General features: G+C 66.4%; 11 protein-coding genes and 1 tRNA gene. 6 read left to right on the top strand and 6 right to left on the bottom strand.

Features of this window, described 5'->3' with window-relative positions; all coding sequences use genetic code 11:
- Both B3587_RS14015 and B3587_RS14010 read left to right on the top strand, forming a co-directional pair.
- On the top strand, positions 1-261 hold a 261-nt coding region (locus tag B3587_RS14015; RefSeq protein WP_292729780.1), incomplete at its 5' end, for a malate:quinone oxidoreductase.
- 32 nt (positions 262-293) lie between these two features.
- On the top strand, positions 294-947 hold the full coding sequence (locus tag B3587_RS14010) for a thymidine kinase (RefSeq protein WP_228177997.1): 654 nt from the start codon (positions 294-296) through the stop codon (positions 945-947).
- 21 nt (positions 948-968) lie between these two features.
- On the opposite strand, the gene B3587_RS14005 is transcribed toward B3587_RS14010, so the two are convergent.
- Positions 969-1,811 (bottom strand): DUF1295 domain-containing protein, encoded by an 843-nt coding sequence (locus tag B3587_RS14005; protein ID WP_292729776.1) that lies wholly within the window; start codon positions 1,809-1,811, stop codon positions 969-971.
- A gap of 104 nt (positions 1,812-1,915) precedes the next feature.
- On the opposite strand from B3587_RS14005, the gene B3587_RS14000 reads away from it, so the two are divergent.
- Positions 1,916-2,623: a FadR/GntR family transcriptional regulator gene (locus B3587_RS14000; protein ID WP_228177999.1), complete on the top strand. Its 708-nt coding sequence runs from the start codon at positions 1,916-1,918 to the stop codon at positions 2,621-2,623.
- On the opposite strand, the gene B3587_RS13995 is transcribed toward B3587_RS14000, so the two are convergent.
- The 4 genes from B3587_RS13995 to B3587_RS13980 form a co-directional block, all read right to left on the bottom strand.
- Positions 2,604-3,380 (bottom strand): HAD-IIB family hydrolase, encoded by a 777-nt coding sequence (locus B3587_RS13995; RefSeq protein WP_228178000.1) that lies wholly within the window; start codon positions 3,378-3,380, stop codon positions 2,604-2,606. The two genes, B3587_RS14000 and B3587_RS13995, sit on opposite strands and share 20 nt — an antisense overlap.
- Positions 3,381-3,577: 197 nt before the next feature.
- Positions 3,578-3,651 (bottom strand) — tRNA-Pro (locus B3587_RS13990).
- Positions 3,652-3,675: 24 nt separating this feature from the next.
- A complete protein-coding gene (locus B3587_RS13985; RefSeq protein ID WP_228178001.1) occupies positions 3,676-4,635 on the bottom strand; it encodes a metallophosphoesterase in 960 nt (319 codons plus the stop codon).
- Positions 4,632-7,244 (bottom strand): transglycosylase domain-containing protein, encoded by a 2,613-nt coding sequence (locus tag B3587_RS13980; protein ID WP_228178002.1) that lies wholly within the window; start codon positions 7,242-7,244, stop codon positions 4,632-4,634. The genes B3587_RS13985 and B3587_RS13980 overlap by 4 nt, the downstream gene beginning before the upstream one ends.
- Positions 7,245-7,363: 119 nt before the next feature.
- On the opposite strand from B3587_RS13980, the gene B3587_RS13975 reads away from it, so the two are divergent.
- Together B3587_RS13975 and B3587_RS13970 are read left to right on the top strand one after the other, a co-directional pair.
- On the top strand, positions 7,364-7,576 hold the full coding sequence (locus tag B3587_RS13975) for a DUF4177 domain-containing protein (protein ID WP_228178003.1): 213 nt from the start codon (positions 7,364-7,366) through the stop codon (positions 7,574-7,576).
- Positions 7,577-7,580: 4 nt separating this feature from the next.
- Positions 7,581-8,048 carry a RidA family protein gene (locus B3587_RS13970; protein WP_228178004.1) on the top strand — a complete coding sequence of 156 codons (468 nt, stop codon included), beginning with the start codon at positions 7,581-7,583 and terminating at the stop codon, positions 8,046-8,048.
- A 92-nt stretch (positions 8,049-8,140) separates the two neighbouring features.
- On the opposite strand, the gene acs is transcribed toward B3587_RS13970, so the two are convergent.
- Positions 8,141-10,105 carry an acetate--CoA ligase gene (gene acs, locus B3587_RS13965; RefSeq protein WP_292729770.1) on the bottom strand — a complete coding sequence of 655 codons (1,965 nt, stop codon included), beginning with the start codon at positions 10,103-10,105 and terminating at the stop codon, positions 8,141-8,143.
- A 384-nt stretch (positions 10,106-10,489) separates the two neighbouring features.
- On the opposite strand from acs, the gene B3587_RS13960 reads away from it, so the two are divergent.
- On the top strand, positions 10,490-11,385 hold an 896-nt coding region (locus tag B3587_RS13960), incomplete at its 3' end, for a CpaF family protein (protein WP_292729767.1).

The following is an 11,385-nucleotide window of genomic DNA, read 5'->3' as shown; positions in this document are numbered from 1 at the left end:
GGCGTGCTGCAGTTCGGCACCGAGGTCGTGAGTTCGGCCGACGGCACGATCGCCGGCCTCTTGGGTGCCTCCCCGGGTGCCTCGACTGCCGTGGCGATCATGCTGGGCATCCTGAAGTCGAGTTTCCCCGACCGCATCGGCGAGTGGGAGGGGACGCTGCGCGACCTCATCCCGAGCTACGGCGGGCACCTCAACAGCAACCCGGATGCCGCGCAGCAGACCCTTGCCGAGACCGCGAACGTCCTCGCGCTGAAGGCGTAATGCTCGCCTATCCGTCGAGCTGAGATTCGATCGTGGCGAAGCTGTACTTCCGGTACGGAGCGATGAACTCCGGAAAGTCCACCGCCCTGCTGCAGGCGGCGTACAACTACGAGGAGCGCGGTCAGCACGTGCTGCTGGCCAAACCCGCGATCGACACGAAGGAAGCCGATCACATCTCGAGTCGGCTCGGTGTGACGCGCCCCGTGGACTTCCTCATCCCTCCCGTCGCTGACCTGCGTGAGCTGTTCGCGCACCACCGGGAACAGTTGGTTCGCCGCGAGAACGAAGCGCTCGTTCCCGAAGCCGAAGGCCGTCGCACGGATGTCGCATGTCTCCTCATCGACGAGGCGCAGTTCCTCACACCCGAGCAGGTCGACGATCTGCTCCGGATCGTCGTGCTCGATGGTGTACCGGTGCTCGCGTACGGCATCCGCACTGACTTTCGCACCCACGCGTTCCCGGGATCGCGACGGCTTCTTGAGCTCGCCCACTCGCTCGAAGAGCTCAAGACGATCTGTCGGTGCGGCCGTAAGGCGATCTTCAACGCCCGTCTGGTCGGCGGGAGGTTCGTCTTCGACGGTGATCAGGTCGCGATCGACGAGCTCTCGACAGACCGGGTCACGTACGAGTCGATGTGCGCCGAGTGCTACCTGCGCGAGTCCGGCGGGCGCATCGACGGACGCTGAGCCCCTCCGTCCGCGGCGGCCTCAGGCGTTGGCTTCGGCAGGCCGCTGACGCGGCGGCAGCGGTACCAGCATCGATGTCGTCCGCTGGTACTGCGTGTATTCCGGGTACTTGGATGCCGAGATCGACTCGGTGAACACTGTGGAGCCGATAAACAGGACGGTCAGCAGTGCCGCGCCGATGATCGTCCAGTTGAAGGCGCCGCCCCAGAGTCCCGCGCCGGCGGTGACGGCCGCTGTGGCGCCGAGCGCGTAGAACGCCCACCACTGCGCCTGCTCGAAGAAGAAGTTCGGATGCCGGCTGTAGCGCCACAGTCCGGTCGTGAGGAATCCGGGCTCGAGCGTCCCGCCCGCGGCCTGCTTGGCCTTGTGGAAGTCCCACTGCTGCTGATCGGCGATGAACTCGCCGGCGAGGAACAGCACGAACAGTGCGGCGAAGGCGGCATCCCATCCGGTGAAGGGCGTCGGATTCTGCCACGCGATGAGGGCGGGGAGGGAGATCAGCACGAGCAGCGCGTTCTGGTACAGCACGATGAAGAACACGTTGAAGAGTTGGAACTGCGCGGGCGACATCCGGGCCCGCAGGATCGCCCACCGGTAGTCCTCCATCCCGGTGTAGCCGCCCTTGCGGGCGAAGTTGAACGTCAAGCGTGCACCCCAGGCGGTGACGAGGACCGCCATGACCACCAGACGCGTCGCATCCTCGCCGGCCACGAGTGCGGCGACCGCGAACACCCACACGTAGACTGCGGGCACGATCGACCACAGCCGGTCGACCCACGAGGTGTCTTTCGTGATGATCGAGGCGACCCAGCAGAACAGTGAGACAGCGGCGGCGATGCCGATGACGACAAGGAGGGGATCCATGCCCCCACGCTAGCGTCGGCGCAGGGGTTTTGCGTGGTCATCGCGCGTGCGCGTTTGGTGGTGGTCAGACCACTGGGTAGCCTGAGGCAGACGAAGGAGTGCCTGTGACGGATGCCCCGGCCAAGGCCTGGCGGATCGTGCTGGATCGGATCGAGAGCGATCTGATGAGTGGAGAACTCGGTCCCGGCGACCGCCTGCCGCCCGAGCGCGAGTTGGCGACGACCCTCGGTGTCGGCAGATCGAGTGTTCGCGAGGCGCTGCGGGTGCTCGAGGTGATGGGGCTGATCCGCACCGGGACGGGTTCAGGCCCGACTGCCGGTGCGATCATCATCGGCACGCCGTCCGGCGGCATGTCGGCGCTGCTGCGGCTGCAGCTGGCGGCGCAGAGTTTCGCAGTCGAGGATGTCGTCCAGACCCGTATTGCGCTCGAATCGGCTGTCGTTGCCGACCTCGCGTCCGCAGAGTCGCCCGTGCTCGTCGACGTTCAGCGGGTGCTGGCCGCGATGGATGACGAGTCGCTGAGCCCCGAAGAGTTCGTCGCCCTTGATGCCCAACTGCATCTTGCGCTGGCCGAAGCTGCAGGCAACGGCGTCACGGTGGCGATGATGGGAGGCCTCCGTGACGCGATTGAGGGATATGTGGCGCGGGGCATCCGTCGAATCGCCGACTGGGACGGCGCTGCTTCCCGCCTGCGCCACGAGCACCACCGGATCGTCGAGCTCATCGGCGAGGGCCAGGCCGAAGCTGCGCGTGCCGCAGTAACCGACCACATCCGCGGCTACTACGCGACGGTTACCGCTCCGACGGAGTAGGCAGCGTCGGGATGAGCGCCTCGAGGAACTCGGCGGTGTCTTCCCAGCCCTCGACAGCCTGGCAGGTGACGCCCATGGCGAGCACGGGGTAGTCGTTGCCGTCCGGGTCGAGACGGTCACCGACGAAGAGCATGTCGTCGAGCGCGATGCCGGTCTGATCGGCGAGCTGACGCATCCCGTAGGCCTTATCGATTCCGCGCGCGGTGATATCGACGGATGTCGATCCGCCCGAGCGCACCTCGAGGTCTGGCACGCGAGCGGCAACTGCTTCGCGGAGCCGGTTCTTCTTTTCACCCGTCGGATCCCAGGCCATTTTCGCGTCGACAGGGGCCTGCTGCCCGAGGGCGGAGAACGTGATCTGCGAGCCGCGGTCTTCGAGGATCTCGCCCCAGGTCTCGGACTCCCACAGCCCCAGACGCTTGGCCTCCTCCTCGACGGCGGTGATGGCGCGCTGCTTCTCATCGTCGGCGAGCGAGTGGGCGTAGATCGTGTCGATACCGTCAGTGCTCAGCCGGTAGTACTGCGTGCCGCAGGTGGGGAGCAGGTGCAGCCGAGCGAGCGTGTCAGCTGAGGCCTCGGGAAGACGGTCGACGACCTGCATCGTGAACTGCGCGAGCTGCCCACCCGAGATGATCGCGACCTCGACGCGTGCGGCGAGAGCGACGAGCAGATCGCCCATGCGCGGATCGATCGCGCTCTTCGAGGGAGCGAGAGTGTCATCCAGATCGAACGCAACCAGGCGGGGAGGGGTGGCCATCAGGATCCTTCCGGGAGGGGGCGACGACACCGTCAGGTCTTGATTGTTGTGATCTTGCTCGATGGTCGGGGTGCGCCCCAGGGCCACTCCACACGCCGCGTTGCGTCGTGCGGAGCCTCGGGCGCTGGGGCCCGTTAGTCACCGCGATCATTGTCTTGCGGGAGCCGACTTCTGGTCGGCTCCCGCAAGACAATGCGTCGGGGTGACAGGATTTGAACCTGCGGCCTCGTCGTCCCGAACGACGCGCGCTACCAAGCTGCGCCACACCCCGTGGCAACCGTTCGAGTCTACCCGATCAGCGCTCGCCGCCCGAACCGCCGTCGGCTTCGACCGCCGTGAGAGTGATCAGCGAGACCTCCGGCCGGCAGGCGAAGCGCACCGGCGCGTAGATCGAATGACCGACGCCGGCGCTCACGTTCAGCGGCACCGAGCGTCCCTCCTTGCGCCACGTGCTGAGGCCCCGCGCTTGGTCGAGCGGGATATCGCAGTTGGCCACCAGGGCACCGAATCCGGGCATCCGTACCTGGCCGCCATGGGTGTGTCCGGCGAAAATCATGTCGGCGCCGAGCCCCGTGAAGGAATCGAGCACGCGGCGATAAGGAGCGTGGCTGACGCCGATCGTGAGGTCGGGTGATTGCGCCTTCAGGTCGGCCACGAGCGGCGGGAGGACCTCGAGGCGGTCCCAGTGCCGGTGGGCATCGCTGACACCGAACGCTGCGATGGTGCGTCCGGCCACGGGGAAGGCCGCAGCAGCGTTGTTCAGCTCGTGCCAACCGAGATCGTTCTGCAGGTAGTCGTCGAGTGCGCCGACGTCGAGCCGCTCGGGCCTGGGCACAGACTTCGACGGCCCAGAGAAGTACAACAAGGGGTTTCGGGGGAGTGGGGCGTCGTGATCGTTCGATCCGTGCACGTAGGCCCCCGGGATGCCACGCAGTGGGTCGAGCGCGGCACGGACGCCGGTGATTCCCTCAGCGTGCCCGAGGTTGTCTCCGGTGTTCACGACGAGGTCGGGGCGAAGTTCGTCGGCAAGTCCTGCAAGCCACCGCTGCTTGCGACGCTGCCACGGCGCCATATGGATGTCGGAGAGGTGCAGGACCCGGAGCGGAGCGGAGCCTGCAGGCAAGACGCGCACCTCATGGCGTCGAACCGTGTAGAGGTAGCGCTCGATTCCCATGCCCCAGACGGCGGTGCCGACGCCGACCGCCCCCACGACCCCGAGGGTCGTGAGGGCGGTGCGTCCGAGCGGAGAACTCACGGGGTGGGGGCCGGGGTGGGCCCGGGCGCCGTACAGTTCACGTTGATGTTCACGGTGGAGCCGCGCCCGACCATCGTTCCCGCGCCGGGACTCGTGCCTGTCACGGTTGCCGTCGCCGCGGGGTTGTTACACGTGCCGCCGGTGACGTTCAGGCCCGCACCCTGCAGGGTGTTTCGCGCCTGATCAACCGAACCGCTGACTGCGGGGACGGTCACACCCTGTCCGTTGCTGGGATAGATCGTGACGACCGTGCCTCCCGCAACCTTGCCGCCGCCGGGATCCTGCTGGGCGACAATTCCCGCACCCTCGGTCGAGTTGACCGCGTCGCCGACGATGACTTCGAATCCGGCATCCTCGAGCGTCTTGGTCGCTGCCTCAACGCTCTGGCCGACCACGTTCGGCAGGTCATAGAGGACGGTCTTGGTGAGGTTCGGGTCGGGCGCGGGGAATCCGTCCCCCCCGTATAGCGCGTTTGCCGCCCGCAGGATGGGCTTTGCAACCGAGTGGCGAGTGTAGAGGTGGTTCCACGGCCAGCGGCTCACGTCCGCGTCACCGACAGAGTTGCCGACCCAGACGGCGGTCGTAACATTCGTGCTCGACCCGACCAGCCACGTCTGCTTCGCCTCGTGCGTACCGGTCTTGCCGAGGATGGGCGTACCGTCATACGGATTGGACGCCCGACCCGAACCGTTCGTCATAACACCCTGAAGCGCGTACGCGGCGGTCGCGGCGACGTTCGGTTCCAAAACCTGGGTGCAGGACGCTTCCGGCAGGGCTATCTCGTTGCCGTTGGCGTAGGTGATGCGATCGATGGCCTTGGGTGTGCAGTGCACGCCGTTGTTCGCGATCGTCGCGTAGGCCGATGCGACGTCGATCGGTGCGATGTTGTGAGGACCGAGGACGGCGAACGGCACCCGCACCTGCACGGGCTCACCGTTGCCGAGGGTCACTCCCATCTTCGCCACGGTGTTCTCGATGCCGCAGAGGTCGAGTTTTGACGCCATCGCAAGGAAGCCGGTGTTGAGCGAGTCGGCGGTGAAGCGCATCGGCGTGCCTACGTAGCCGGAACTCTTCGCGAAGTTGTTGATGAGCGTCGTGTTGTTCGTAATGTCGCCGTAGCAGCTGTTGCGGAATGTCTTGAATACCTGGACGTTTCCGTTGAGAACCTCGTTCACGGAATGGCCCTCTTGTAGCCACTGGAGCAGGGTGAAGACCTTGAAGGTCGACCCACCCTCGAATCCATTCGAGTTGCCGTACTTCTGGTTGCCGGCGTACACGAGGGACGAGTAGTTGGCGTCATCCTTGATCGTCTCGCTGAAGTTCGTGTTCTGCGTGATCTCGAGGATGCGACCGGTCTTGGTCTCGATGCTCGTGGTCGCAGCGCCGAGGCGTCCCGTGTCGGCGTTCGTGTAGCCCTCGATCGACGTCGGTACGTTGTCGACCATCGCCTGCTCGGCAGCGGCCTGCAGGCGCCGGTCGATCGTCAGGTAGACGTTGAGGCCACCCTGTTTGAGGAGCTTCGTCCGTTCTTCCTTCGTTGCGCCGAAGGCCTCGTCGTTCTCCATGATGCCGCGCGCATACTGGCAGAAATACGCCGCCTTACCGGGGACGACCCCACAGCCGGTGTCGGCCGGAGTGATAACAGGGACAATCGGTTCGGCGACCGCCGCGTCGTGCTCCTCCTGCGTGATCTTCCCGTCGGCGAGCATCCGGTTCAGGACGTAGGTCTGCCGTTCCTTGGTCAGTGAATAGCCGTCTGCCGCGCTGTTGATTGGATTGCCGTCCTTGTCGGTCCAGGACCCATCCGGCCTGTCGAGGCGGTAGAGGTTCGGTGTCTGCACCATGCCGGCAAGCGCCGCGGCCTGGCCGAGCGTCAGATCGGCGGGGCTCACGCCGAAGTAGTAGTGTGCGGCGGCACCGATGCCGTAATTCTGGCCGCCGAAGTTCGCGATGTTGAGGTAGCCGAGCAGAATCTCGTCCTTCGAGTACTTCTGCTCGAGGGCGATCGCGTACCGCATCTCTTGCAGCTTGCGCTGGTAACCCTCGACGCCGCTGGCGACAGTCGCATCCTCGAAACAAGCGATCTTCGCAGCGTCGATCTCTTCCTGCGTCATATCGGCGTCCTCGCCGGTGCCGACCTCGGCCTCGCACTTCTGGATGAGGATGTTCTTCACGTACTGCTGGCTGATGGAGGACCCACCACCCTGCGAACCGCCGGAGATGACGGCGCGAGCGGTGCCGACCAGGTCGACGCCGCCGTGGGAGTAGAAGTTCTTGTCTTCGCTCGAGAGGATCGCGTTGTACATGACAGGCGCGACCTCATCGAAGGTCACCGGGTCACGGTTCTGGTCATAGAACTGCGTCATGACCTCGTACTCACCCGTGTCGGGGTTCATCCAGTAGAAGGTCGTCGGCAGCATCAGCTCATCGATCTCGAGCGCGCTGGGAAGATTGTCGAAAAGCGTGATCGCGCTCGATGCTGCGGCACCGGAAAGGGCGATCGCCGGCGTCACGGTGGCGGCAACGAGGACTCCTGCCACGGCGCTGAGGCCGACCACACCGAGCAGGCCGCCGAGCACGCCGCCAGCCGTTCGTTTCGTTTCAGGCATAGGCTTGATGCTAAGGGAGCTTCCTGTGCGAAGGCTCGACAGCCTCGCGCGTGCCCGCGAGGTCGAGGCTGGAGGGAAGCATCCGTTCCCCCGCCATCACCGACCACCCGGGAGCCCCGATGATCACGTGGGAGTACATGACCACGCCGCTGCTGATCCACAACACCGCTGCGATCCTCAACAACTGGGGCAAGCAGGGGTGGGAGCTCGTGCAGGTGGTCCCGGGCCCTGAGGGCGGTTTGGTCGGATACTTCAAGCGTCCCACCGGCGGCGGAGCAGCCAACGCCGGCCTCGATGCGGCAGCCGTTGCCGCCCAGCAGTTCGGAGAGTGACCCGATGAGCGTTTCCGCCCGCCTTGCAGAGCTCGGCATCGATCTTCCCCAGATCGCCCCGCCCGTCGCGGCCTACATCCCCGCGAAGGTGCACGGCGACCTCGTCTACACCGCCGGTCAGCTCCCCTTCGTTTCGGGTGCGCTGCCGGCCACCGGCAAGGTCGGTGACGGCCACGGGCTCGTTCCCGCTTCGGATGCCGCATCCTATGCGCGTCAGTCCGCGCTCAACGCGATAGCTGCCGCAGCCGCCGCCGCGGGTGGCGTGGACAAGCTCACCGGCGTGCTCAAGGTGACCGGTTTCGTGGCATCAGTCCCCGAGTTCACCGGGCAGCCGGGCGTCATCAATGGCGCGAGCGAACTGCTCGGTGAGGTCTTTGGCGACGCCGGGCGCCACGCGCGCTCGGCAGTGGGCGTACCCGTGCTGCCGCTGGACAGCCCCGTCGAGGTCGAGGTCGTCTTCACCCTCGCCTGAGCCGCACGGGCGAACGAATTATCGCGGGGTAAGACGATTCGGTTCCGAAACGTCCTACCCCGCGGGTTTCGCCTACCCCACGGATGCCGAGCTCAGCGAACCTGCGCCGAGATCACCGACATGACGGCGGTGTCGGCGAGGGTCGTGGTGTCGCCGACCTCGCGGCCCTCTGCCACGTCGCGCAAGAGGCGGCGCATGATCTTGCCCGACCGGGTCTTGGGGAGTTCGCCGACGATGTAGATGTCTCGCGGGCGGGCGATCGGGCCGATCTGTTCGGCGACCCAGCTCCGCAGCTGCGCAGCGAGGCCCTCGGGGGAGTGCGCCTTGAGGAAGCTCTCTTTGAGGATGACGAACGCAACGACCGCCTGACCGGTGGTCTCATCGGATGCCCCGACAACTGCCGCCTCGGCGGTGGCTTCGTGTGCGACCAGAGCCGATTCGATCTCGGCCGTCGACAGGCGGTGACCTGAGACGTTCATGACGTCATCCACGCGGCCGAGCAGCCACACGTCGCCGTCCTCGTCCAGGCGCGCGCCGTCGCCGGCGAAGTAATAGCCCTGATCGCGGAACTTCTCCCAGTAGGTTTCGACGAACCGTTCCGGGTCGCCCCAGATGCCGCGCAGCATGCTGGGCCACGGTTCGGTGAGCACGAGCAGCCCACCGTTCCCGTTGCCGACGTGTTCGCCGGCCTCGTCGACGACATCCACGCCGATTCCCGGCAGCGGCACCTGTGCGCTTCCGGGCTTGGCCTCAGTGACGCCGGGCAGCGCCGAGATCATGATCGCGCCGGTCTCGGTCTGCCACCACGTGTCGACGATCGGAGCGGCATCCCCACCGATGACCTCGCGGTACCACATCCATGCCTCGGGGTTGATGGGCTCACCCACCGAGCCGAGCAGCCGGATGCTCGACAGATCGAACTTCTGCACCGCGGTGCGCCCGATCTTCATGAACGAACGGATGGCCGTCGGGGCGGTGTAGAGGATCGTCACGCCGTACTTCTCGACGAGCTCCCACCAGCGCGCCGGATGCGGGGTGTCGGGCGTTCCTTCATAGAGGACCTGCGTTGCACCGTTGGCCAGCGGACCGTAGGTGACGTAGCTGTGACCGGTGATCCACCCGATGTCGGCAGTGCACCAGTACACATCCGACTCTGGGTGCAGGTCGAGGACGACGCGGTTCGTGAAGGCGGCCTGGGTGAGGTAACCGCCGGAGGTGTGCAGGATGCCCTTCGGCTTCCCGGTGGTACCGGAGGTATAGAGGATGAAGAGGGGGTTCTCTGCCGGGAACGGCATTGCCTCGTGATCGGCGGATGCCGCAGGCACTGCGTCGTGCCACCAGATGTCGCGGCCCTCGGTCCATTCGACGGGGTTCTCGCCGCGACGAACGACCAGCACGTGCTCGACGGTCTCTTGCTCCCCCGATCCGCGGTCACTGAGGGCGGCGTCGACGGCGGGCTTGAGCGCCGACACCTTGCCCTTGCGGTAGCCGCCGTCGGCGGTGATGACGACCTTGGCGCCGGCGTCGTCGATCCGTGCGCGCAGGCTGTCGGCCGAGAAGCCGCCGAACACGACCGAGTGAATCGCGCCGATCCGCGCGACGGCGAGCATCGCGGCAACCGACTCGGGGATCATCGGCATATAGATGGCGACCCGGTCGCCCTCGCCGACCCCGAGGCCCTCGAGGACGTTGGCCAGGCGCTTGACCTCGTCGGTCAGCTCGGCGTAGGTGACGCGGCGCGTGTCGCCGGGCTCTCCCTCCCACAGCAGCGCGACCCGGTCGCCGTTGCCCGCTTCGACGTGCCGGTCGAGGCAGTTGTAGGCGACGTTGAGCGCGCCATCCGCGAACCACTTCGCGAACGGGGGAGTCGACCAGTCGAGCACCTCTGTGAAAGGCGTGTGCCAGTGCAGCTCGCGCGCCTGCTCCGCCCAGAAGTCCTCGCGATCGTCAGCGGCGCGCTGATAGAGCTCGGCGCGACCGATCGCACTCTGGGCGAAAGCTGCAGACGGGGCGAACCGCCGGGTCTCGTTCAGCAGGTGGTCGATCTGACTGCTCATTCGGCTCGCTCCTTCGCGGGCTTGAGTGGTTCTCGTGATTCGTCTCGTCTCGAGAGCTAGCGAAAGGCTAGTCAGCACCGCTCGGGCACACTACCTCCGGAAGTGGGCAGGTGGATTCTCCACAACGGATTGTGACGGCCCCTTTCGTTGCGTATGCTGGTGCGCGGCCGAACATCTGATTCTGGCATCGCGGCACCGACCACCCCCGATAACGGTGTCGCACGGCGGCATCCCTCTCCCCCGATGGGATGCCGCCTTCTCTTGTGTTGGGGCTTCATCCTGTCGCTCGGCAGCGTTCCTCCCCAGCCCGCCTTGTCGGCGCGTTTGACCGCGCTATGGCGCCGGTGCGCGGTCCGCGAGGAACCGGATGCCTACCGTCGATGCATGCCTGACCTCTTCGTCCCGCTCCCGCCCTCCGCCGCCGGGCGCGGAGTAGGCGGACAGTTCGCGCCTGATGGTGGTAGTGCCCTGCGCAGAGCAGACTGGTTGCGTCATCCGTCGCTGGAGCGCGTGCGTCCTCACCTGGAAGACCCCGCGACGACTGACGTTTTCGTGAACGGGCCGCAAGTCTTCGTCGACCGAGGCCACGGGCCGCGTCGCGCGGCAGGCATCGAGCTTTCGGAGGCCGACGCGCGTGATCTCGCGGTGTCTCTGATTGCGGCGGGTGGTCGACACATTGATGAGTCACACCCGTGCGTCGACGTGAGGCTGGACGGCGGTGCACGGGTACATGCTGTGCTTCCTCCCGTGTCGGTCAGTGGGACGCTCGTATCCATTCGGGTCCCGCGCCTGCAATCGGTCACCGTGGCTGAGCTCGGTCGGCGTGGCATGTTCGATGCCACGGTAGGTGACCGGCTGCGCGACATCGTCGCCGCCCGAGAGAACGTGCTGGTCACGGGGGCCGCGGGCGCGGGCAAGACCACGCTGCTGTCTGCGCTTTTGTCCGAAGCCGGCCGCGACGAACGCATCCTGACCATCGAGGATGTCGCCGAGCTGCGTCTCGAGCATCCTCACCATGTGCGCCTCGAAGCGCGACAACCCAACCTCGAGGGGGCCGGCGGGATCACCCTCGCTCGCCTTGTGCGCGAGGCGTTGCGAATGCGGCCGGACCGGCTCGTCGTAGGGGAGTGCCGCGGCGAAGAGATCCGCGAATTGCTCTCGGCGCTGAACACCGGTCACGACGGCGGTGCCGGCACCGTGCACGCCAACAGCCTCGGCGATGTCCCGGCGCGGCTCGAGGCGCTCGGCGCACTCGCGGGCCTCACCGACCACGCCCTCGC

Source organism: Microbacterium sp. UBA837 (assembly GCF_002296025.1).
GTDB lineage: Bacteria > Actinomycetota > Actinomycetes > Actinomycetales > Microbacteriaceae > Microbacterium.
The sequence above is the reverse complement of the archived record's forward strand: the minus strand, read 5'-3'. Positions and strand labels throughout refer to the sequence as shown.

Excerpts from the sequence above, each read along its gene's own strand:
- B3587_RS13980 (WP_228178002.1), bottom strand. The coding sequence starts at position 7,244 with ATGCCTGAAACGAAACGAACGGCTGGCGGCGTGCTCGGCGGCCTGCTC.
- B3587_RS13970 (WP_228178004.1), top strand. The coding sequence starts at position 7,581 with ATGAGCGTTTCCGCCCGCCTTGCAGAGCTCGGCATCGATCTTCCCCAG.
- B3587_RS14005 (WP_292729776.1), bottom strand. The coding sequence starts at position 1,811 with ATGGATCCCCTCCTTGTCGTCATCGGCATCGCCGCCGCTGTCTCACTG.
- acs (WP_292729770.1), bottom strand. The coding sequence starts at position 10,105 with ATGAGCAGTCAGATCGACCACCTGCTGAACGAGACCCGGCGGTTCGCC.
- B3587_RS13975 (WP_228178003.1), top strand. The coding sequence starts at position 7,364 with ATGATCACGTGGGAGTACATGACCACGCCGCTGCTGATCCACAACACC.
- B3587_RS13995 (WP_228178000.1), bottom strand. The coding sequence starts at position 3,380 with ATGGCCACCCCTCCCCGCCTGGTTGCGTTCGATCTGGATGACACTCTC.